The 22,895-nt window shown below is 62.4% G+C and carries 18 protein-coding genes and 1 pseudogene; 4 read left to right on the forward strand and 15 right to left on the reverse strand.

Annotation, left to right across the window (positions count from 1 at the left end; translation table 11 throughout):
• Nucleotides 1–2 precede the first annotated feature (2 nt).
• From CCZ27_RS12245 to CCZ27_RS12275, 7 genes are all read right to left on the reverse strand, one after another.
• Complete coding sequence (locus CCZ27_RS12245; RefSeq protein WP_198363114.1) at nt 3–3,437, reverse strand: Eco57I restriction-modification methylase domain-containing protein; 3,435 nt, start codon at nt 3,435–3,437, stop codon at nt 3–5.
• Nucleotides 3,389–4,084: a hypothetical protein gene (locus CCZ27_RS23555; protein ID WP_157748572.1), complete on the reverse strand. Its 696-nt coding sequence runs from the start codon at nt 4,082–4,084 to the stop codon at nt 3,389–3,391. The genes CCZ27_RS12245 and CCZ27_RS23555 overlap by 49 nt, the downstream gene beginning before the upstream one ends.
• Nucleotides 4,081–7,542: a BREX system P-loop protein BrxC gene (brxC, locus tag CCZ27_RS12255; protein WP_096448538.1), complete on the reverse strand. Its 3,462-nt coding sequence runs from the start codon at nt 7,540–7,542 to the stop codon at nt 4,081–4,083. Before brxC ends, CCZ27_RS23555 begins: the two co-directional genes overlap by 4 nt.
• A 42-nt stretch (nt 7,543–7,584) precedes the next feature.
• On the reverse strand, nt 7,585–8,151 hold the full coding sequence (locus CCZ27_RS12260; RefSeq protein WP_043743643.1) for a BREX protein BrxB domain-containing protein: 567 nt from the start codon (nt 8,149–8,151) through the stop codon (nt 7,585–7,587).
• Nucleotides 8,144–8,923, reverse strand: coding sequence for a hypothetical protein (locus CCZ27_RS12265; protein ID WP_198363115.1), 780 nt, complete (start codon nt 8,921–8,923; stop codon nt 8,144–8,146). Before CCZ27_RS12265 ends, CCZ27_RS12260 begins: the two co-directional genes overlap by 8 nt.
• Complete coding sequence (locus CCZ27_RS12270; RefSeq protein ID WP_096448542.1) at nt 8,920–9,132, reverse strand: type II toxin-antitoxin system antitoxin; 213 nt, start codon at nt 9,130–9,132, stop codon at nt 8,920–8,922. Before CCZ27_RS12270 ends, CCZ27_RS12265 begins: the two co-directional genes overlap by 4 nt.
• 232 nt (nt 9,133–9,364) lie before the next feature.
• On the reverse strand, nt 9,365–10,045 hold the full coding sequence (locus tag CCZ27_RS12275) for an SOS response-associated peptidase (protein ID WP_096448544.1): 681 nt from the start codon (nt 10,043–10,045) through the stop codon (nt 9,365–9,367).
• Between the two features lie 721 nt (nt 10,046–10,766).
• On the opposite strand from CCZ27_RS12275, the gene CCZ27_RS12280 reads away from it, so the two are divergent.
• Entirely contained in the window at nt 10,767–11,366 is a 600-nt protein-coding gene (locus CCZ27_RS12280) for a hypothetical protein (RefSeq protein ID WP_157748573.1), read from the forward strand.
• Between the two features lie 146 nt (nt 11,367–11,512).
• Here CCZ27_RS12280 and CCZ27_RS12285 read toward each other — a convergent pair whose 3' ends face one another.
• Both CCZ27_RS12285 and CCZ27_RS12290 read right to left on the reverse strand, forming a co-directional pair.
• A complete protein-coding gene (locus CCZ27_RS12285) occupies nt 11,513–12,043 on the reverse strand; it encodes a hypothetical protein (RefSeq protein ID WP_096448548.1) in 531 nt (176 codons plus the stop codon).
• Between the two features lie 19 nt (nt 12,044–12,062).
• The gene (locus CCZ27_RS12290; RefSeq protein ID WP_232516365.1) at nt 12,063–12,332 is read right to left on the reverse strand and encodes a hypothetical protein; all 270 of its coding nucleotides are present in this window, start codon (nt 12,330–12,332) and stop codon (nt 12,063–12,065) included.
• Between the two features lie 110 nt (nt 12,333–12,442).
• Here CCZ27_RS12290 and CCZ27_RS12295 point away from each other — a divergent pair, with 110 nt between their 5' ends.
• Nucleotides 12,443–14,128, forward strand: coding sequence for an IS1634 family transposase (locus CCZ27_RS12295; RefSeq protein WP_096448550.1), 1,686 nt, complete (start codon nt 12,443–12,445; stop codon nt 14,126–14,128).
• A gap of 209 nt (nt 14,129–14,337) precedes the next feature.
• On the opposite strand, the gene CCZ27_RS12300 is transcribed toward CCZ27_RS12295, so the two are convergent.
• The 5 genes from CCZ27_RS12300 to CCZ27_RS12320 all read right to left on the reverse strand — a co-directional run bounded on the left by CCZ27_RS12300 (nt 14,338) and on the right by CCZ27_RS12320 (nt 18,203).
• Nucleotides 14,338–15,072, reverse strand: a complete 735-nt coding sequence (locus CCZ27_RS12300; RefSeq protein WP_232516367.1) for a tetratricopeptide repeat protein — start codon at nt 15,070–15,072, stop codon at nt 14,338–14,340.
• A 690-nt stretch (nt 15,073–15,762) separates the two neighbouring features.
• Nucleotides 15,763–16,368 carry an antibiotic biosynthesis monooxygenase gene (locus CCZ27_RS12305; protein WP_096448552.1) on the reverse strand — a complete coding sequence of 202 codons (606 nt, stop codon included), beginning with the start codon at nt 16,366–16,368 and terminating at the stop codon, nt 15,763–15,765.
• 27 nt (nt 16,369–16,395) lie between these two features.
• Nucleotides 16,396–16,980 (reverse strand): isochorismatase family protein, encoded by a 585-nt coding sequence (locus CCZ27_RS12310; RefSeq protein WP_096448554.1) that lies wholly within the window; start codon nt 16,978–16,980, stop codon nt 16,396–16,398.
• A 69-nt stretch (nt 16,981–17,049) separates the two neighbouring features.
• Nucleotides 17,050–17,850, reverse strand: a complete 801-nt coding sequence (locus CCZ27_RS12315; RefSeq protein WP_096448556.1) for a pirin family protein — start codon at nt 17,848–17,850, stop codon at nt 17,050–17,052.
• Between the two features lie 44 nt (nt 17,851–17,894).
• The gene (locus tag CCZ27_RS12320; protein ID WP_443081559.1) at nt 17,895–18,203 is read right to left on the reverse strand and encodes a MerR family DNA-binding protein; all 309 of its coding nucleotides are present in this window, start codon (nt 18,201–18,203) and stop codon (nt 17,895–17,897) included.
• Nucleotides 18,204–18,366: 163 nt separating this feature from the next.
• Between CCZ27_RS12320 and CCZ27_RS12325 the strand changes: the two genes are divergently transcribed.
• On the forward strand, nt 18,367–21,282 hold the full coding sequence (locus CCZ27_RS12325; RefSeq protein WP_003049965.1) for a Tn3-like element IS1071 family transposase: 2,916 nt from the start codon (nt 18,367–18,369) through the stop codon (nt 21,280–21,282).
• A gap of 143 nt (nt 21,283–21,425) precedes the next feature.
• A pseudogene (locus CCZ27_RS12330) lies at nt 21,426–21,665 on the forward strand (Tn3 family transposase); the annotation flags it as partial.
• Nucleotides 21,666–21,730: 65 nt separating this feature from the next.
• Here CCZ27_RS12330 and CCZ27_RS12340 read toward each other — a convergent pair.
• Nucleotides 21,731–22,801, reverse strand: a complete 1,071-nt coding sequence (locus tag CCZ27_RS12340) for an alkene reductase (protein WP_096452501.1) — start codon at nt 22,799–22,801, stop codon at nt 21,731–21,733.
• Nucleotides 22,802–22,895: the final 94 nt, after the last annotated feature.

Here is a 22,895-nt window from a genome sequence, read left to right on the forward strand (position 1 = left end):
TCTTAGCTCCCTCTCGCGGCATCCCGCGGGGCCCACTTCTGCGCCAGCGTCAGATGATGGTCATTGATGCGGTCGCCCTTGAACACAGCGAACCACGGTGCGCTTTCCACGTCCTTGCCGCGGTCCTTGTCCCACTTGATGTTGAGCTTCGGGCCCTTGTTGTGGCGCAGCACGCCGGCGGCCATCCAGGGGCGGATGTTGAGGCGCACGCCGTCGTTGAGGTCGGGGTTCCACCCGATGGGTTGCGCGGCGAGCGGTTTCCAGCGCACGAAAATGTCGAAGGGCGCTTCGCCTTCGAGGATGGCTTCGAGCTTTTTCTTCAGCGCCTGCGCGGCGGCCAGCCGCTGCGGGGCGCCGTCGAGGCCGCTGGTGACACCCGCTTCCTGAATGCGAATCCAGTCGCCCAGGTAGGTGTGGATGAGGCGCTCCAGGTTGCGGGCGTTGAGCTTGTGGTAATTGACTAGCGCGCCGAAGCCGTCCTTGAGGCCGTCCCACACATGCCAGATGAAGGGGCGGTGGTGAAAGCGCTTGGCGTGCTGTTCGAAGAACTTCTCGCGCAGCCACACTTCCAGACTCTTTCCGGCGCAGTCGGCCTCGGCCAGCAGGCGGTCGAGGGTGGAGGCTTTCCAACTGCCGGGGGTGACGGTTTCCCAGGCGTCGATGAGCAGTGCCAGCAATCGCTCGTGGGCGGGCTTTTCGCCGCGCACGGCAGGCAGGCAGACGAGGCCGTCGTCGTCGGCGTGGGTGGCGAGCTTGTCGGTGTGCGCAATCCACGCACGGGCCTCGTCGGCGAGGTCCATGCCGGCGTCGGTCTCGGCTGGCCAGCGGTAGCCGAGCAGGCGGGCGACGGCGACCTGCAGCGGGTCGGTGGCGGGCTGCGGGTGACCGTGGAACAACCACTGGGTGGGGTCGTCGGAATAGGGTTTGGGCAGGCCGTTGGGGTAGCGCTCGGCAGCGACTTGTTGCCAATGGGCTAAGTCGAAAGGGACTTTGAGCAGAGTTGCATTAGTTACCTTGAGTGATTGGTCGATTTCCCGCACGACTGAATTGAACCCATCGTCGTCGCAGAAGCACCAAACAGCAGGCAGATGCGCTGGGTCTTTAGGGATGATGCTTGCGCAGTTTCCATCAAAAATATTTCCGCAATAACGGGTTACGCGCAACTCTCCTGTAAGAGTTACAGACACTCCGTGCTTTGACCATGCCTCTGCACCTCGGTAGTGAATGTTCTTCAGGCGATGCCTCAGTGCCTCGGCAAGCGCGATGAGCTCGCCTTTTCCTTTCTGCCAATACACTAGGTGAATACGCCCGCCGAAATCGACGTTGGCGTCTACCGTCGTTTGTCCGTATTCCCAGTCGTCGCCAGACTCTGCAATTTCCCAAAAAACACGACCAAATCGAACAAAATCGCCAGTGCCTTGACCCCAATACGCATCAGCATGCACAGACAACAAGCTACCGGAACTGAGCTGCTCAAATGACACTCGCGCGTCGGGATTGAACAGCTGACTCTTCTGGCTTACGGCCACCACCCGGCCGCCGCGCAGCATGGCGGCCTTTTCCTGCGCTGCCCTCGGCCCGCTGGCATCCACGCCGCGCAGGTCAAACGCCACGTCCGCCTGCGCATGGGTCTGGGTGAGCAGGACGGCCTGTACGACCTCGCCGCTGATGGTCTCGAAGGCGCCCGGCCCCAGCCGCGCCAGCAGATTCCACTGCACCCGCTTCAGCAGGCTTTCGCGCTGCTTCTTGTAGCTGGTGAGGAACAGCCAGTTCTGCGGCATCACAATCTGCACCACACCGGCCGCGCCACGCTGCGACAGTTCCAGGCAGCGCTCAAGAAACACGTTGGCGAGGTCGTTCTTGGCGTCCGCGTAATGGTTTTCGCAGAACGCCTTCAGCGCATCGGACTGCTTGCCGCGCGCGAGATAGGGCACGTTGGTCACCACCAGGTGGTAACGCGCATCCAGCAGCCGCGCCGCCTCGAGCAGGCCGCGGGCGGTCAGGGCGTGGTCCCACGCCTCATCCTGCACCTCGTTGCCCTCGCCCCACAGCGTGGCCGGGCGCTCGGTGGACAGCGCCCGCTCCAGCAGCGCGCGCAACGTGTCGAAACTGGTGGTGGCGAGGTCGTTCTTCAGGCTGCGTGCCGGGTCGAGCAGGCTACCCAGCAGCGGCGCCTGCGAGAAGCTGTCGTGTAGCAGGCGCAGTTCCTGGCGCAGGTAGGCGGCGTTGGGCAAGTCATCCGGGACCAGCGCCATCCAGTCCGCCGCCCGCGCAGCGACCTTCAGCCCGCAGCAGGCGATGTTGGGCGCCGGCATGTCCGCGCGCACGCCCAGCGGCTGGCCGACCTCGTCCGGGAAGCGCCAGGCGGCGAGCGCCAGCACGAACACTGCGATTTCCACGCAGCGCGGGTCCAGCTCCAGGCCGTGCAGGTTGTCGCGCAGCACCGCATCCACCGCCTCGCGGGCGGAGAGGCGTTCCGCCGTCATGCGCATCGGCACCAGCATCAGGAAGGCCGCCACCAGAAAGTGTCCCGAGCCGCAGCAGGGGTCGAGCAGCTTGAAGTCGGCGAGCGTGTCGGGCCAGCCTTCGAACTTGCCGGCGGCAGGGGTGCCGTCCTCCAGCGTGCGCAGATAGGTGAGCGGCACCGGGCCGGGCGTGTCCGGGTGGCGGGTGAGCCACCAGGCGCCGAGCGAGTTGTGGAGCAGGAAGTCCACCATGTAGGGCTCGGTGAACAGCTGGGTGACGGCGGGCAGCTCGTCCGCGCCAATCTTCACCTCGGAGGCGTTGACCTCGTCCTTGCGCCGCGCCTGCCAGAACTGATACACCCAACCCAGGCTGTCGCTGGCCTGGAAGACCTCGGGCGGCAGGCCGCTAAGCAGTCGTTCCAGCTCGCGCTGATGCTCGGGCGCGAACACCAGCTCGAACACCGGATGCTGCGGCTTGAACACCTGCGGCAGCATCCGCGCCGCGAGCTTGCCGGCCAACTCCCATTCGCTGCGCGCGCCCATCGCCATCTCGGGGTGGTGGTCGACCATCTCGCGGCAGTCCTGCAGCGACACCGCAGCGCCCGGCTCCCACAGCAGCAGGCCGTTTTCGGCGAGGAAGCGGGCGAACAGCATGCGGTGCCAGTGCTCGTAGGCCACCTCCCACACCAGCCGGCGCAGCTCCTGGGTGTCGTCGCCGTGCTTGGCATCGCCCAGGCTGCGGCCGTGGGCGCGCAGGCGGCGGCGCAAGGCGCGCTGGGCGTCGTTCAGGTAGTCCGGCAGCCTGCCCTCGCCCACCGCGAGCTGCTGGAGAGCGGCACGGGCGGCGGTCTCGGCGATGTCGCGGGCGGACTTGACGGTGTTTTCGAGTTGGGTACGCAGCGATTTGGCGAGAGCTGACATGGTTATCCCAGAAAAGCGACCGCAAAGGCCTTGCGGTGAAACTGCTGACACAGGTCCCAAAAATCACGGAACTGGTTATGCGTCATCGCTTCCAGGAGGCCGGACGAGGCTCCTTCGCGTGAAATGACGTAAACGAGCTTCTCCCCATTGATGACATCAACGTCTACCGGGTCCGAATGAAAAGTGGCGACCCCTGGTTTGCTTGAATCCAAGGGAGCGACTCCCGGCGAAACCTTGACGTAATGATTTCCGTCTTGCCGCAGACTCCCTCTGGCAGTGGTTGGAGCTCCCAGTGACGGAATGTCTGCGACATCGCACAACCAAGTATTGGCCAAAACACTCGTGTGCTTGGACAGCTCGGCCGGTGTGCCAATGACGGGGAATGAATAATAGATGCAGCCCTTTGGTATTACCCCTCCGCCTTTGACTGTAAGCTTGCGAAGGTTCTCTAGCTGCTCATGCGGAGCCTTGAACTGGCGCTCACCTGATTTCAGCACATGCGTCGAAGCCTTCATCTGTACGATGAAAAGCCCCTTTCCAATACGAGTGGCGATGTCAAAGCCCTGCTCTGCCTCTTGCATTTGAGTGAGGCCGAACCACAGAAGCCTGCCACCACAAGCGTGATTGAGTTGGCTGGCGAAATTGAGCTCAAGGGTCTTTTCGGAGAGTTTCGCTTTATCCCACGGCATCGCCGTCATAGTGCGACAGGCCCCTTCTCAATCGCCTTGAGTAGCAGTCGCTCTACCTCCATCAACCACGCCGTCACCTCGCCCGCGTCATTCAGGGTCCGCTGCGGTAGCTTCACCTGAACCACATTCGGCTTGAGCAGCTTGGCCGCATCCATACGGACGGCCCCGAAGCGGGTCGTGAGTGCCTGTGCGCGTTCAATCCAGCGCTGCAGGTCGCAGCCATCCAGCGCGTCGGCAAGCTTTTCGGCATTGGAGAGGTCGAGGCTTGCGGGTGCGTCGATGTGACGTGTGCGAATCAGCTCGGAACGCTGAGCGTCGTCAAGCTTTTGCCAATTGCTGTCGGCGTCCAGTTGGGCCATCTGCTGCTCATACTCGGCGCGATAGGCGTCGAGCTTGGCGTTGAGTGCTTGGCGCAGAAGGTCGGTGGTGCGCTCCAGCAGCGGACGGACCGGGTCAGGCTCGGCGAGCAGGCTACGCTGCGCGGTGATGGCCGCAACCTCGGCCTTGAGTTCGAGGTAGGGGCCGAGCGCGCGGGCATGCTCCAGCAGCGCGTCGAGTTGGTGCCACAGCGGCAGGCGCTGTTTGATGAGCTTGGCGGTCTGTTCCCACTGTTTGGCGAGCGCGATCAGCGCCTCTGCCCGTGAGAACAGCTCCAGGAGCAAACCATTACCCAAAGCCTGTTCCAGCGCCACAATGGCATCAGACTTGGGGGGCTCGGGTTGAGGTGCAGGACCACCAGCACAAAGCGCCAGCTCCTTGAGCTTGGCAATCAGGATTGGGGCCTTGAGCAGCTCTTCGTTGGGCTGGCAGCCGACTCCCAGGCTCTGGAACAGACCTCGAATCCTGATCTTCTGGACCGGCGAGATATTGACCGATTCAGGCTCGAAGAATGCTTGGGTGAGCTTGCTGCGTTCGAGCGACTTGGCATCGACCGGGCGGTGGGCCATGTCGCGCGCCTTGAGCTCGCCCGTGGTGAGCAGGATGTAGAGCGCGCCGTCGATGGTGTCGCGCGGCCAACCGTAGGGCGGCGACTCGAAGTTGTCGCGAATCTCTGCGCCCTTCTTGCCCGCACCGAGGAAGCTCACAATCTTCTGGCACACCGCGTGTGATTTTGGCTCCTGGAGGTGCCCGATTGCCCGCATGGCCTCGGCGTTGCCCTTGCGCGCCTCGTCCAGCACTTTGTCCCAGCCCTTCTGGTCGGCGACATCGAACTCGCGATACAGCCGAATGACCGAGGACTTGACGGCGGTGTTGAGGCGATCGGCCAAGTCGTTGCCCTGGGTGACTTCCTGCCCGCCAGCCTGAAACACGCGGACACCCGCGAACAGGGTGTTGAGCAGCGTCTCGATTTCCTTCTCGGCATTGCGCTGACGGCTTTCCATCGAGCGCTGCGCGTTACGCCCCTCCTCCGTATTCGGCGTGCCTTTGCGGCTTAGCGTGGCTTTTGCTGCCTCGAGGGTGACGATCGCGTTGGCGAGGTCCGTTTTGCTCTGGGCCGGCATGAAGGCAAAGAGCGTCGGGTTCTCGGCACTCTTCGCGCGGGCTTCGGCAATTACCGATTTCTCATCTGTCTGCCAGCCGTCCTGAATCCACAGGTAAAGCGCCTTGTCGTTGTCCTTCGGCAGCGACTCGTCGAAGCATGCGGCCAGCGTTCGTACCTCGGGGGCTAAGCCCTGGACGGCACGGACCTTGGTCAACACCGAGCGGAAACGCGCTTTGAACAAGTCTGCCCGCTTGACCTCGATGTTCTGGGGGGAGGCCTTGAGCTGGGACTCCTGCGCACGAAACTCCTCGTACCATGCGCTCGATTCGCGGGTCTGCAGGTGGTACTCAGCGCCATTGGGGCCGTCGAGCGCCATCACCAGGTGGTCTTTCTCCTGGAGCGCGTCAAGCAAGGTTGGGATGGTCTTACGAAGCTCAGACGATCCGCTCTTGAGGTCGGTGACCAGCAAGTCGGCCAGGACGTCCTCGGTGGGCTTGAGGCCAATTGCAATCGCCTTTTCGGGCGGCAGCTTGTTGATGAGGTAGATGAGCTTGAGCAGTCGGGCCTTGAGCTGAGACGGGCCATCGCCGGCAGCGAACCGCTGCACGCTATCGAAGATCTCGCGAGAGAGCTGGGCGGTGGAGACCAGGTTGGCGGCAATCTGGTCGTAGAGAAAGTCGCCGGAGACGACATGACCAAGCGGCAGTTCGGCGGTTTCGAGCGCAGCCTCATGGACGACCCGGAGTTGGCTGCGCAACTGGGCGACGGTGCCGGTGGCGTCGATGGTGCGAAGGACGTTTTCCCAGAAGCGGCGGCGCACGGGCAGGATGGGGTAGTCCGCAGTGATGAACGCCTCGTCGTCGGTGACGTGCTCGAGCTTGGTGCCACGCAGGTGGCGGGAAATTTCACCCAGGTTGTCGCGCCAGACACGGTCAACCTCCGGTACTGCAGTCGACTTTTTGGCGAGGATGATTTTGCGGGTGACGTTCTCGACGTCCCAATCCCCCAGGGTGACCTGCACGGGGAAGCGTCCCATCAAACGCTGCAGGTTGGGCATGCCGGACAATGCGGATTGGCCGGTGCCCACGAACAGAAGCTGACCGTTGAAATGCTTGGAGAGGGACTCGGTGACTTCCTGAACCTTGTAGGCTTTCTCGGCATCCGAACCGATGTATTGCTGGACCTCGTCTAGCACGACCAGGGTGAGAGGGAACTTACCGCCTTCCGAAAGGGCGCTCTGGATGGCGGCGACCATCTCGTCGTTAGTGACGTCGCCCACCTGCGGGAATTGCGCCTTGATGAGTTGGCGAACTGCTGCCTCACTGTCTGCAAGGCCGCGATTGGCCTGCAACAGTGCGTTCGACAGGTGATTCGATACATATAGATGGGGCAACTCTTGCGCGAGACTGCGGCCCGCGGCCTTCAAGTTGGACTGAACCGCTTCGAGCAGCCCCTCATGCTTGAGCCACATCACGAAGCGCGCCTGTGCGAACTGCTCCGGCAGCCCCTTGGACTTGAAGATGATGCCGAGCAATGCCAGGCGAACGTTGTCCCCTGCCCCGGCGCCCAACTTTCCGGCCGCGGCGTGCAGGCCACCATTGCGCTTGCCCTCGGTGCTCAACTCCTTGAACTGGTCGGCAACTCCATCCGGCAGATCGGCAAGCCCGCGCGCAGAGGCGCCGCCCGGAAGCTGCTGATCGGTCCACAGCGCACGCAGCATTTTCGCCAGGTGCGACTTACCTGAACCGTAGAAGCCGGAAATCCACACACCAGGCTGCTCGGACTTTGCGCCGAGGTTGCGCAGGAACGTCTCGAGAATGGTCTCCGTGCCCTTCGCATACTGGCCGTCGCAGACGAAGGACTCCAGTTCGTAGCGCAGCACTTCGAGCGCGGCATCAGAGTGGTCCTCGGAGACTTCAGCGACACCATTGTTGGCCAGCCGGTTCTGTTCGGGGGGTTTGACGTAAATGTCGCGGTTCAGCACAGCGTGTTTCCTTGTTCTTGTTGGTTCTGCAACTGCGTTTGCTCAGGCTTCCTTGGCCAGCAGCGGGACTGCGAGGTAGTTCCAGCCGTCTCGGGCGTCGAGCAAGCGGTACGCGTGGTTCTCAGGGTGGTATTCGCCGGGGAAGAACACCACCAGGCGCCCACCCACCGTGTCCTTGATACCTTCCACAATCGAAGAAACGCGGGCCAGGCCGAAAAGGCTACCCACGCCCATCAGGGCCACAACCGTGTTGGGCGTGGCCTCGGTAACAATCGTCGTCTTGATGCGCTCGACCAGGCCATGGACGAACTCGACGATCTCTCCGGCCTGATAGCCGGTGAGGTCCTCTGGGCACTCGAAGTAGGCGTCGCGATACTCCTGAGCAGCCATCCATTCGGGAAAGGCGTTGGTGACGTCCACAAGCAGCCACTGATGACCTGCCTCCAGCGTGGCCAGGCGAAACTCGTCGATGTGCGCCCGCAGACGCAGTTCGTCGGTCTTGTCGTACACCGCGAAGATGACGCGTTGAATGGCCGCCAGGCCTCCTGCCCACGGTACCGAGATGTGCTCCCGGTAGGCACCGACCAGCTTCGCGACTTTGCTACTCATGCAACCATTGCTCCTCATCCGGAGTTAGAAAGCCCGGGAAACGGACTTCTTTGACGCCGCCGGCGTTCAGAAAAACGATTTGCCCCCGATGCGAGGCAGAGTTTGCCAAGGCTTCTAGCTCATCAGGCGAGCTACATAACAACGTCATCCAGTGGGATGAGAACAGCCGTTGCCCTGAGAGCCCCTCAAGATGCCCCAAGAATAATGCATAGGTGATGTTGCTCGGCGTGACTTTTGGCGCGGCGCGAACCTTTCGCCGACGCCCCACCATGAAGCCCGCCTGGGTCCAGCTTCCGTTGATGTTTTGGGCGATGGATTTGAGCGACGCCGGACTGAAGCGGTCCGGTTCGTTTGCGGCAATGAGTTCCTCGACCTCTTCGCGCTGCACGGCGTCGCCTTCGCCCTTGGCGAGCACGAAGGCCTCCGAGAGCCGAAGAACCGGGTCGCGCACCATTGCAAGCGTCAGGGCGAGCAACGGCCTGGCAGCCTCATCAAGCGCCCACAGCTTGCGAAAGATGCGGAAAACCGGAATGGCAGGGTCCAAGCCGTAGAGTTCGACGAGGTGGCCGAACGTGAGCAGACGCGATTTCTGTGTCGGCTTGCCTAGAACGTTGAGACCCACCACCTCGTCACGGTAGCCGTCTCGCGTCGTTTCCGACGTGGTGTGTTCAAAAAGGAGCATCAGCTCGTCGAACATCATGGTGCGGGCGGCATGCGTGCCGCTGCGACCAAGTCGGTAGCCCAGCTTGATGAGGGATTCGCTTGAAGTCACGGGGTCTTGACGGGCTTGCGACGGCTGGAGGCCGGCTTCTCTTCGGTTTGAGCGGGGGGCGAGATGGCATGACGCTCGCAGTAGTCGATGAGCAGATACTCAATCATGTTGCTGAGCGTGCGATGCTCGCGGTCTGCAGCGAAGCGTAGCAACTCCTTAATCTCGGCAGACATCCTGAGATTGATTGCCTCGGTCTTGCGTCGAGCCATCGGTTTGCGCCCCACACGCCTTGTCTTTACATTGTGTAGACTTTATAGGCCTTGCTCTTGGATGTAAAACTAACAAGCCGACCGGATCAGCCAGTGAGCTGAACGTCACGCAATCCAGTCGAGTTCTCCAGGAAAACCGTTCTTGGAGGGCTTGCGTCTGAGCAAGCGGCCCGCACATCGTCGGACGACGAGTGGCTACGATCGTGTCGTGCGCCGAGGTGAGCGACAAGACTCAGAGCGGCTGGATCAGGTTCGCCCCCTCGTTGCGAACGTTGCCGACCGCTTTCCCAACTGGATGCACCGCGAGCTCCGCCTCGGGGCACGGCCGCACCAGCGCCTGCACGCGCTCGACCGGCGTCGCCCCGTTCAACCACGCCCAGTAATCCCCCGGCGCCAGGATCACCGGCATCCGATCGTGCAGCGGCCGCATCGCCGCGTTGGCCTCGGTGGTGACGATCGTGAACGTGTCGAGCACCTCGCCGTCGGCCGGACGCGTCCAGCGCTCCCATAGCCCGGCGAAGCCGAAGAATTCGCCCCCGACCGGATGGATGTAGAACGGCTGCTTGCCGCCGCCCTGCTGGTCACTGAGCTGCTGCCACTCGTAGAAGCCGTTGGCCGGCACGATGCAGCGCCGGCGGCGGAACGCCGCCCGGAACGAAGGTTTCTCGGCGACCGACTCGCCGCGCGCGTTGATCAGCTTCGTGGCGATCGCCTCGTCCTTCGACCACGACGGCACCAGCCCCCAGCGCAGGCGATGGATCACCCGCTCACCGTTCGGCCGCTGCCGCACCACGGGCAGCCACTGCATCGGCGCCGCATTCCAGCGCGGCTCGAAGTCGAAGCCTTCGGGCGCCGCGTCGAAGGCCTCGCGCAGGCGCGAGACCGGACCGTAGAGCGCATAGCGTCCGCACATTGGCGTTTGCCTCAAGACCTTGGAGCGACCACCGCCCCAAACAGGGCACCCTGAGGGTCGATGGGCTGCATTTCTTCACAATAGTTCCATCATGCACATCCGTGTCACCACGTGGACGGTGTCCGAGATGCGGCGATCGCACGAGGCCTGCTTGGCGGAACCTGGCATGAGTTAACCGTGAGTGCCGGCGACATCCCGAACGAAGCCGCCAGGCAACGGCGCGCCACACCATGTGGACCGGTTGCGCTTGCTGTGCGCTCTCCTTGCCCCGACTCACCTCCACTGCTATACCGCAAGCATCCCTGTCCGGAGGGCACGCGATGAATAGGCCAGCACTCGCTCTCTTAGCCGCCCTGGCCGGCCCCTCCGTCGATCAGACTGCCTTTGCACAGAACGCGCGCTGCGATGCGAATGGTGTCTGTTCGAAGGAGCTCCCATCAGAGTCACCTGTGATCCCTGCACCGGCCATAGTGTCACCACGCCCGGCTGACCTTGGTCACCCGATGGGTCGCCAAGCGCCCATGATTCTTACGCCGGCGAACGTGCCGCCGGTGCCTTTGCCGACTCCGCCCTTTCCATCGCGAGTCGTAATCTGCCACACGACAATCGGATACTGCGACTGGACTGCCCAAGTGGGTCGCTATGGTGGCCCGTGTGCCTGCCAGGACGCTGGTGGCCAGATCCACGGTGGCACGATCCAAGCGGGGCCAAGGAGGACTCGGTGAGTTGGCTTGCAATCCGACTGCTCGGACTGTTGATGTTCGCGCTCGCTTGGCCGTGTGTCGCTCAAGTGGCAGTACCCGAGCCCTTGCCACCGGCGGATGTACCGGAAATTAGATCCTCACCACGGGAGCCGAGCAGTCAGCCGCTTGTGCCGTACGTCGAAGGGCAAAACGGGTCACCGGGAGCGGAGTCGCATCTGGTGCCCCCTGAAGTACAAGCGGCCTTCGACAAGTACCAAGTGCAGTACTACGCCTTTCTGGGGCAGCAGATCGAAGTGGCGATCGAGAATTTCAGGTGGCAGCAACGCGCGTCCGAGGTGCTGATGTGGACCGTCCTAGCCGTCGTCTTCTGCGGCTTGGGCTTTTCGGGCTACCAGCTCTACCACGCAACGAGGCTTGGCAAGGATCCGGCAGCAAACGAGATTGAAATCAGCACAAACAAAGTACGGGTCACTTCGTCGATCGTTGGACTGGTGGTGCTCTTCATGTCGATTGCCTTCCTGTACCTCTTCCTCATCGAGGTCTACCGCATCAAGCCGGTGAACTTGCTTCAGCAATCGCCGTCCGCGCAACAAGTCGGCTCCGGTGCGACTCGATAGTTGGGGTAAAGCAAGCGATCGTGCTAACGATCACGGTTGAGCTACGCGAGATCAAGGTCACCTCAAATGCAAAGCTGAAGCGTAGCATTCCGGTGCCGGGGGTTTTCCCTGTGCCCCCGAACATGGAAAGAATTGTGCGCTCAAGCTCAGTGCAGCGTACCGGAAGGCCCGCCCTCGCCTTCCTTCACCGGCAGCAGATCCGTGAACCGCCCCTGCACGTCGGTGTAATGCCGGAACTCCGGCGCCCCGATCGTGCGCTTCTTCTTGCTGATCCCCTTGGGCCTGACCGGCACCTGGGCGACCCACACGCCGTGGCGGGTCTCGAGCGACAGGCTCACCACGTCGATCCGCCAGCTCGCCGGGCAGTCGGCCAGCGAGCCGTACTCGTCGAGGATCTCCTCGTAGCGGGCGACCTTGTCGGCGCGCAGGCTGTAGGCCTCCATCAGCACGAAGACGAAGTCGGCGTCGAGCTGCTCGGCGAGCAGCTTCACCGCGCGCGCCGCTGCGTCCTTGTCGGCAGGCGAGCGCATAACGAGCGCCGTGGGGATCGTGGCCCCGGTGGCGAAGTTGCCGACGAAGGCCATCGGCACGAGTTCCTCGCCCTGCTCGAGGAGTTCGCGCGCCTTGTCGATCAGCGGCGCGATCGCCGTCCGGTAGCGTTCGGGGAGCTGGCTCATGTCGGGGTCCTCGCCGGGTTCAGCGCTCGCGGCGCATCTTCACCGCCGCCTCGTACTCGCGATCGAGCCCGGTCCCGGCGTCGCCCTTGGGGTCGAACATCCGAAAACCCACGTGCATGTACGCCAGGAGCGCCAGGCCGGCGAACTCGCCCTCGAGGTTCTTGAGCGTGTAGCGGACCACCGGCTTGTTGATTTCCAGCCCGTTGCGACCGAGCAGCGCGATCTCCATCACGATCTGCCCGACCTTCGCCTGGTCGAGCTTGGCCCGAGTTTGACAGTTCCGAGACACATTTCCGCCCCACCTCCAGTAACGGCGCGGGTTTCAGGGCGATGATCCGCCAGAATCCTAGATACATGGATTGTTGATTTATCGCCCTCGATGCCGCTACTGTGCTGCACATGTACTTGAGACAGAGCAAACAGAAGCGGGCGGACGGCCGGGAGGTCACCTACCTGCAGCTGGCCGAGAACGTGTGGGACGCGACGAAGGGGCGCTCACAGGCGCAGATCGTGTTCAACTGCGGCCGTGCCGACGACCCGGAAGTCATCGAACGGCTTCGCCGTCTGGCCAAGAGCATCCTGCGTCGCTGCTCGCCCGAGGCCATCGTGGCCGACGATCCGGGCTGGCGCCTGGTGTGCGCCTGGCCCTACGGCGACGTGCACGCGCTCGAGGCGGTATGGCAGCGACTCGGGATCGATGCCATCGTGCGTGCGCAGGCGCACGGCCGGCGCTTCGGCTTCGAGATGGAGCGGGCGCTGTTCGCACTGGTGGCCAATCGTGCGTGCGCGCCTGCCTCCAAGCTTTACTGTCACGAGCAGTGGCTCAAGGAGGACGTGCACATCGAAGGCACGCAAGCCCTGGCGCTGCACCAGCTCTACCGCGCGATGGACTTTCTCGAGGCAAACAAGGCCGCGATCGAACAGGCGATCTTCCTCCAGGTCGCCGACCTGTTGAGTCTGGACGTGGAGATCGTCTTCTACGACACCACCTCGTTGCACTTCGAGATCGACGACGAGGACAACGGCGACGCCGACGGCCTGATGCGCGGCAGCGTGGCCGCTGGCGCCAAGCGCTACGTGGCGCCCAGGAAGCGCGGCTACAGCAAGAACGGCCGGGGCGATGCGCCGCAGATCGTGGTGGGCCTGGCGGTCACCCGCGACGGCTTCCCGGTGCGCCACTGGGTGTTTCCGGGCAACACGGTCGATGTCACCACGGTGGCCCAGGTCAAGGAAGACCTCAAGGGCTGGCAGCTCACCCGCTGTTTGTTCGTCGGGGACGCCGGCATGGTCTCGCAGGCCAACTTCCAGGCGCTCGCCAAAGGCGGTGGCAAGTACCTGATGGCGATGCCGATGCGCCGTGGCGACGAGGTGACCGAAGCAGTGCTCTCGCGCCCGGGGCGCTACCGCAAGATCGCCGACAACCTCGAGGTCAAGGAGGTCGTCGTCGGCGACGGCGAGCGCCGCCGCCGCTATGCGGTGTGCTTCAACCCGCAGGAGGCACACCGCCAGCGTGCCTATCGTGACGAGCGCATCCGCGAACTCGAGGCCGAGCTTGCATGCCTGGCCGATCAGGACGAGGGAGGGCACAGCAAGCGCGTGTGCGCGCTGCGCAGCAGCGCCCGCTACGGGCGGTTCCTGAAGGAGACCAAGCGGGGCCTGGCGATCGATCGGCAGGCCATCGCCGAACTCGAACGTTTCGACGGCAAGTTCGTCGTCCACAGTAACGATGACACCCTTACCGCCGAGGACATGGCGCTCGGCTACAAGCAGCAGCAGCGCGTCGAAGAAGCCTGGCGCACGATGAAGGGCGGCCTGCGCATGCGCCCCGTGTTCCACTGGGCGCCCCACCGCATCCACGCCCACATCGCGATTACCGTGCTGTCTCTGTTACTGGAACGCGTGATCGAGCACGCCTGCCAAGATACTTGGCGCAACGTGCGCGATGACCTCAAGCGCATTCAGCTTGCGCAATTGTCCAGCCCCAACGGCACCGTCTGGCAGGTCACCGAACCCACGGCGGAAGCGGCCAACCGACTGAAAGCATTGAAGATCAAGCCGCCGCCGGCTGTCCTCAGGCTCGACTGACACCTATCCCCACATAGATACACGGCCGTTTCCGGCGCTCGGCCGGAGGCCATGCGCCGTGCGCCTTGCGACGGGGCGTGTTACTCGCTGGTGTCAAAGTCGGGCTTGGCGAAGCGATCGAACGCCGCCTGCATGTACATCACCACGTCCATGCGCAGGCTGCCGTCGACCGCCGCGCGCAGCTCGTCGTGACCGATGCGCGTGACCGCCTACTCGGCCATCTCGCCCGCCTGGTAATCGGGGAAGCGCTTGAGCACCGCCTTGTACTGCTCGGCCGCCTCCTTCACGTGCGACGGCCCGAGCGCTTCCAGGCACTGCGCGAGCCCGAGCTGCGCCCCGGGATCGGCCGGCGCCAGACACGCCGCCTGGCGGAAGAACGGCAGCGCCTCGGCCGCCCGGCCGGACCGCATCAGCACCGCCGCCAGGTTGCGCTTGGCGAAGGCGTTCTCGGGTTCGAGCTTGACCGCGTCGCGCAGCGCGTTAGCCGCCTCATCGGCGCGCCCGGTGCGCGCGAACGCTACTCCGAGCGCGATGAACGCGTTTGCGTGCGTGGGGTCGAGCTCGACCGCCCGCTGCAGCGGGGCGACCGCCTCTGCCGGTCGCCCCAGTTCGGACAAACACAGCCCGTGGCTGTAGGCAATCTCGGCGTCGTCCAGCATGCCGTCGAGCGCCTCGAGCACCGGCAGCGCATCCTCCAGGAAGCCGTTTTGCAGCAGCCCCAGCACGTAGGCCTTGGGTTCGACCCCACGCTCGGGGACCGCGACCACGCGCACGAACGCGTCATCGACCGCCACCACGGCCTGCCAGCCGCGCGCCGCGTAGTCGAGCGCGTAGCGCCCGATTACCGCCTGCTCGAACTCGGCCGTGCCGCGCGGCGGCAGGCCCGCCGGGTCGAGGTCGTCGAGCGGGATCTGGAAGATTTCGGGGGCTTGGCGGGTGGTCATGACGATTCAATCAACAGGCGACGGGAACTCGGTGGCGGATTGTCGCACAGGAGGGCCAAGCCTTCCGGCCCGACCGGCCTTCTGCAATCCCTGCCCTCCATCTACAGGGTAACTGCCTCAGGAATAGGCAAGCATGTAGATCTGGCTTGCCACTTGGGCTGCCATCGCTTATCCACAGGATCTCCCACATCCCTTTCCCCAGCGACTGGGGACAAGCAGGCCATCAAGAAGTCGGTGCCTGGCGCCCGGTGCGGTCAGGGTGCAGGCTTCTGAACCGAGGTCAGCTACTCATGGGGTGGGTGCCTGTAGTCACCCTCCTGATCGCCAAATGCAGATCGTCCGTGTCGAGGCCCTGAGCCTTGGCGCGATGGATCGTCAGGCTCCCAGATCAGTTCCTCCGTTCAGTAGTTCTGTCTGACCCCAGATTTGGATGGACGGCACCTCGTCGGCCTGAACGGTCGCCCAGGGCGACCTCCGCCTGATCGCCAACGACAGCTCTGGGACACTCAGCCCGACCTCACACATTCGGCCAGGAGCGGAAACTCACCACGTACAGATAGCTTCCATTGAAACGGCGGCTGCACTCCGAAACCTGCCGTAGGGGCAATTCACACAACGCGGTCTGAACTGCCGATGATGCTGGTTCAATTGAATGATGGGTGCCGCGCAGATTGCAGACGCTGAAACACTCTAAGGAGATCGGTTAACCGAAGCGCCTTTGAGTTTGGGCGTCGCTGAAGGAAAAAGCCAAGGCCTGAGCAAGCGGGTCAACTGTGGCGCAACCCCCCAAGTCATGATGATCACGACCAGCACCGTCAAGAGAAAAATTCGGGCGAATAGAGACCAGGGCGCGAGCACTTCCCCTAGCAGCAGAAAGAGCAGATACACCGTCGGAAATATTCCCAACCAGGTGACGACCGCCACTTTCCAGCGCGGCGGCTGGCCCTGTTTGGGGCCGGGCTGAGGCTGAAACCAGTGCGCCAGTCCTGAAATGCCGCGCACCACTGCCGGGCCATCGATATAGGGGGCAATGCTGGCGGTGCCGGCGGCCCGCTCAGCCGATTGCTGCCAAGCTTCAAGACTGCCGGCGTCCTTGAACGCCATCAGGGCGTGGTACAGCGTATCCTCCACCGCCTCGTCGTCGCCTGGGTGTACCAGTTGGGCGCCGAGGCAGCCGGGAAAGACCTTTGCCGCAGTAATGAACTCGGCCATCAGCCATTCAAACTCGGCCTCATGCCCGGGTTTCGCACGGCGGCTGACCAGCAGCAGAACGGGGTGGGTTTGCGGTTCGCTCATGATCGAAATCTATTCGGCTTGGCGCATTCAAGCTTTGAGCGAAGGTATCAGCACCTGAATCAGTTGCTCACCTTCAGGCGTTGTCCAGCTACCGGCAAGCTCGGCGATCAATTGGTTGGTCGTGGTCAGCGTGACGCCTGCGCGCTCCATTCGGCGCAAAGCGATATCGTCAGCCATTTTGGTGGGAGATCCGCCCGCATCGGCAACGACCTGCACCTCGAAACCATCACGCACCAGGCTCAGTGCCGGATAGACCGTACATACGTCATTGGTGACGCCCGCGATGATCAGCTTCTTGCGACCAGTCGCCTTGACTGCTGCAGCGAAGTTCCCGTCGTCCATGGCGTTCACAATGCCGAAGCGCTTGATGCGCGCAGCAAATTCAGCGGGCAGGATGCTTTCCAGTTCGCTCAGCAACGGCCCCTGGGCGTACTCTTCCATGCTGGAGGTCAGCACGACCGGCATTTTCAGGATGCGGGCCGATTGCGCCAGCATCAAGGCATTCATTTTCATGTCGTCGAACGAAATCGAATGGACCCAGCTCATGGTGCCAACCTGATGATCGATCAGCAGCATGGCGGCGTTGTCGGCACTAAATTTTTCGTAGCTCATTGCTTTCTCCTTGGGGAAATTAGAGGCAGTACGCCCCTTCAACCGGGACTGGCAAGCAGTCCCAATGACTTAAATCGAGCCAAATTCACCGCGTTGGTAAGCGGCAATCCGGTCAGCGAGAGTTTCAGCGGACGCCAGCGCCATCGGCCCTTGCCAATGCACCGGCTGACGTAGCGGCGTTCCGGAAAATACGACCACCTTGGCATTGCCGTCCTTCGCCTGGAGCGCAATTTCACGCAACGTGGCCTGTGCCGGGAACACGGGCAAGCGTGGTTCATTGGCAGCAAAGCTTTGACCATCAATCACCAGCGTGCCAAAGATCGGCATGATGAAAACGCTGTGACCGTCAGGAATCGGCACGGACAGACTGGCGCCCTCATCCAGCGAGATATCGAGCAGGCAAACCTCCGTCGGCGGACGCAGCGGGGAGCGTGCTTCACCAAAAGCGCCGAGGGGAACGCGAACCTTAATCCCCGGCAGATGCACCACCGGCACATCCTGCGGTTCAAGGCTGAGCGCAAAAGCTTCAGCACCCTGCCGTTCAACCGCCAGATTCACGAAGATTTGCAGCATATGCACGGTCTTGCCGCTTTCGGCCGGCACCTCGCTGTGCACGACGCCCCGACCGGCAGCTGTCCAGTGCAGGCCCCCGGGCTGGATAAGGTTGCGCGTACCGAGAGAATCCCGGTTGTTGACGCCGCTTTCCGAATCGAGAAAGAGATAGGACACCGCCGAGAACCCGGCATGCGGATGCGTCGGGAAGGTCGCCGCACTCATCCAGGCATGATCGACACCGAGGAAAGGATCGATCGGTGCGGCCATCTCGCCACCCCGCAGGGAGTACGCGCGAAAGCCGCTGCCGATGTTCATGCGGTGTAACTGGGGTCGTCTCAGAAAACGGAAAATAAAGCACGCTAAGGCATAGCCGAACCTGCCAAGCTTGCTCCACCCTGTAGTGACGCGATCAGCGGGCAGGAAACGTTCCCCCTTCGCGCATGGCAGGCGCACACCAACTCAGACAGCACGGCCTCCATGCGCGCCAGGTCAGCCATTTTCTCGCGCACGTCCTTGAGCTTGTGCTCGGCCAGACTGCTGGCTTCCTCGCAATGGGTGCCATCCTCCAGCCGCAGCAGCTCGGCGATCTCATCCAGGCTGAAGCCCAGCCGCTGGGCTGATTTCACGAAGCGCACCCGCGTTACATCCGCCTCGCCATAGCGGCGGATGCTGCCATAGGGCTTGTCGGGGTCTCCTCGTTTTCAGTGCAATAAGTGACGGTACGCAAAGCTAGCACTGGCGCGGGGGTGGTCTGGGTAGACCGTTGATTTCATTGACTTTCCTGTTCGCTTTGTAAACGGGTATGGTGGCCTCCCACTTTTGAGGTTCACGATGCAGGGTTGGCACACAACGTTTTTGGGGATGCGTGGGCTCCCCCGCGATATCAGCGACTTCGAGATGAAGGCATTTTTCACCTTCGATGGTGCCGAGCGCGACGCAATCAATGCACGCCGAGGTGATTCCCACAAGCTTGGTCTGGCGCTCCATATTGGTTTCCTGCGCATGAGTGGGCGTTTGCTCGGTGCCTTTCGGGTAATTCCAGTAGCCTTGTGGCGCCACCTTGGCAACGAGCTTGGCATTGCAGCACCAGAAGTCGCCTCGCTGAGAGCCATGTATGAACGCGGGCGCACGCTATTCGATCACCAACAAGTAGCCTGCACGGTCCTTGGATTCCAGTGGATGAGCGAGCACCAGCGCCGCTCACTGGTACGTGAACTGCGCGACGAAGTGGCGCGCTGCGCCGACCGCGATCAGCTACTCGTGCGGGCGCGTCAATGGCTGTACAAGAACAAGCTGGTGATCGTGCACGAGCGGGCAATTCGGACACTGATTGCGGCGGCACTTGCCCAGCTTGAAGTTGAAACAGGCACCGCCATCGCCGCCAGCGTTGATCCAGCAACACTTGATCGCTGGCGAGCCTCAGTTTCAGAGCTGCGCCCAGATGGACAAACCCAGCAGAGTTGGCTATGGGCTGCACCGGCGAAACACTCAACCCGCCAAATCAGCGAGGTACTGGAGCGCATCGACCTGCTTTACACGCTGGACGTTCATAAGCACCTGGCAGACATCCCCGATCTCATCTTGCGCCGCTACGCGCGCCGACTTGTCTCCAGGCCGCCCTCAGCCGGAGCCAAGATCAAAGAGCCAGCGCGCACCGTGGAGGTCGCATGCTTTCTTCGGTATTGCCTGTTCACCACCACAGACCAGTTGATCCTTATGGTGCAGCGCCGGATCGCCGATCTGTGGCGTCAGGCTGCCGCCGATGTCCCCGCTACCGTCAATTGGGCCGCAATGTACAAAACGCTGCTCGGCGAACTTGTTGCCTTGAGCGCGCAAGGTGCGGTGCCAGATGCTGAGTTGCGTGCCCGTCTTGAAGCCTTGATCACCGAAACCCAGAAACGCAAACCACCGAGCAGGGCCTCCCTGGTCCGCGAGGGATTGATTGATGGAATTCGCCCCGTGCGGTCGTTGCTCGTCGCCATTGCAAAGCTGCCCTGGCAGGCCACCGGCGAGCATCCTGCCATCGAGTACCTTGCCAAGCTGCAAGCTTTATATCTCAAAGGATCCAGAAAGCTGCCAGTTGAAGTGGTGGCACCAAGTCTGGGAATGATCTGGCAGGTTTCGATCTCCAGCCCAGACCGGGAACGGGCGTTTCAGGCGTTGGAGGTGGCCACCCTGTTTGCCCTGCGCCGCGCGGTGCGCAATGGCTCGGTCTGGATTGAGCACAGCCTGAGCTTTCGGGGTCGTGCGCGCTTGTTCTTCACGGACGAGCGTTGGCAGGCAGAGTCCAAGAAACACTATGCCCGTCTATCGTTACCCAGCAAGGCTGCCACTTTCTTGAAGCCTTTGCTGGCCAGAGTAACTGCCGGTGTCGATGCGGTGGCCGCTGCAGCCCGCAGTGGCGTACTGCGCGTGGATGATGAACTCCATTTGTCGCCATTGCCCGCAGAGGACGAAGACCCAGAAGTGACCAAGCTGCGCGCGGCTTTGGATCACCGCATCGGTGAGGTTCAATTGCCGGAAGTGATTCTGGCCGTTGACGCCCAGGTGCGCTTTAGCTGGATCATGCTCGGACGTGAGCCGCGCTCTACCGACGAGCTGCTGATGGTCTATGCCGGCATCATGGCCCACGGCACCAGTCTGACTGCGGTCGAATGCGCGCGCATGATTCCGCAATTGTCTGCCACCAGCATTCGCCAGGCCATGCGCTGGGCGCGGGACGAACGGCGTCTGAGCCAGGCCTGCCAGGCTGTGCTGGAATTCATGCAGCGACACCCGATTGCCGCCACCTGGGGGCGGTCCGATTTGGCATCTTCTGACATGATGAGCATGGAGACCACCAAACGGGTGTGGCAAGCCCGGCTTGATCCTCGGCGCAACACACCTTCCATTGGAATCTACTCCCATGTAAAAGACCGGTGGGGCATCTTCCATGCGCAGCCCTTTGTGCTCAATGAGCGCCAGGCGGGCGTGGCCATTGAAGGTGTCATCCGCCAAGAAAAGCTGGAGACCAGCCAGCTTGCTGTGGATACCCATGGCTACACCGACTTTGCCATGTCACATGCCCGTTTGCTTGGTTTTGATCTTTGCCCGCGGTTGAAGGAACTCAAACAGCGCCACCTCTTTGTGCCACGCGGCACCAAAGTGCCCGCAGAAATCGCTGCGGTGTGCGAAGCCAATGTCGACGTCGCTTTGATCGAAAAGCATTGGGATAGTCTGGTGCACCTGGCAGCCTCGGTCATGAGCGGACATGCCAGTGCGGTGGCAGCTCTTGCGCGGTTCGGTTCTGCCGCCCAGGGCGATCCAATCTATGAGGCTGGCGTGCAATTGGGGCGGTTGCTGCGTACGGCGTTTTTGGCTGACTACTTTGTCAAGGACGCTTTCAGGAACGAGTTGCGCCGGGTGCTCAATCGGGGCGAGGCTGTTAACGCCCTCAAGCGCGCCATTTATACCGGCCGGATCAGCCCGGCGCAGGCCAAACGTGTCGATGAAATGCAGGCTGTGGCCGATGCGTTGAGCCTGATGGCCAACATCGTGATGGCGTGGAATACCTCACAGATGCAGGCGGTCCTGGATCGCTGGTCGAACCGCCGCCAGGTCATTCCACCGGAACTGATCGGGAAGATTGCGCCCACCAGGCTGGAGAGCATCAACTTGCGGGGTGTGTTTCGCTTCCCGGTTGACCGCTATGCTGACCAAATCCTGCCTTCGCGGCCAAATGCATCGATAACTGGCACCAATGGATGAAACCGACCACGGTTTGACGCCACGAATCGCAGATTTGAAAGTGAACAGGAAAGTCAATGAAATCAACGATCTACCAACACCACCTCCGCGCCAGTGCTAGCTTTTCGTACCGTCACTTATTGCACTGAAAACGAGGAGACCCCTACCGGGCTAGCGGCCTCAATCTGGTAACGGCTGCCGTCGTGTTGTGGAACACGGTCTATCTGGAACGGGCTGCGCACGCGCTGCGTGGCAACGGCCATGCCGTTGATGACGCGCTGTTGCAGTACCTGTCGCCGCTCGGTTGGGAGCACATCAACCTCACCGGCGATTACCTCTGGCGCAGCAGCGCCAAGATCGGCGCGGGCAAGTTCAGGCCGCTACGACCGCTGCAACCGGCTTAGCGTGCTTTATTTTCCGTTTTCTGAGGCGACCCCTAACTGGGCGATATCGCTCATGACTCTATACCTCAGTTGGCGCTCAGGCCGCTCAACAACGGATAGTCGGTATAGCCCTGGGGACCCGGCGAATAGAAGGTGTTCTTGTCCGGGGTATTGAGCGGGCTACCTTGGCGGAAACGTTCCGGCAGATCGGGGTTGGCCAGGAAGGCGCCGCCGAATACCGTCGCATCGGCCCGACCATTGGCCAGCGCAGCCTCGGCACTCTGCTGGTCAAGGCCGCTCCCCATCAGGTAGGCACCGTTGAAACGCGGGCGCAATAGCGCGTGGTAGTCCACCTTGGCGCCGAACAGCGCGACGTGCAGATAAGCCAGATTGAAGCCATGCAACTGCTCGACCAGGTAGCTGTAGGTTTCTTGCGGATTCGCATCGACGATGTCGTTGAAGTTCATTTCCGGGGAAATCTTGATCCCGACACGATCCCCGCCGGCCTCGGCAACCATCGCTGCCAGCACCTCCAATACGAAGCGGGCGCGATTCTCCACCGAGCCACCATATTGATCCTGGCGCTGGTTGCTGGCGGAGGACAGGAACTGTTCCGGCAGATAACCCGAGGCGGCGTGCAGTTCCACGCCGTCAAAACCGGCTTCCAGGGCACGGCGGGTAGCCATACGGTAGTCGTCGATCACGCCTGCGATCTCGTCGAGGCTGAGTGCGCGGGGCGTGACGAACGCCTGCATGCCGCTGCCGGTCCACGTCTGCCCGGCCGGCTTGATGGCGGAAGGAGCAACCGGTTGCGCTTCATTCGGCAGCAGCGACGGATGCGAGATGCGACCGCAGTGCATGACCTGCATAAAGATCCGGCCGCCCTTGGCATGGACGGCCTCGGTGACCTTCTTCCAGACGGCAACCTGGGCATCGGTCGCGATCCCCGGCGTGCGCACATAGCCCTTGCCCATCGCCGACGGGAAGACCCCTTCGCTGATGATCAGACCGGCGCCGGCGCGCTGGGCGTAGTAGGTGACAACGAGGTCGCTCGGGACGCCGTCGTCGTCGGAGCGCGAACGGGTCATCGGCGCCATCACCAGGCGATTGGGCAAGGTGTAGCGGCCGATTTGAACGGGCGTGAAGAGTTGGCTCATGGTGCGATCCTCGGTGGTTTGGTGTGCAAGCATCTTCTTCCAACGTGAATTCGAGATAAAGCCGCTAAGATGGAAATTATTGATCCATTGGTGG

It is taken from the genome of Thauera sp. K11 (genome assembly GCF_002354895.1).
GTDB lineage: Bacteria > Pseudomonadota > Gammaproteobacteria > Burkholderiales > Rhodocyclaceae > Thauera > Thauera sinica.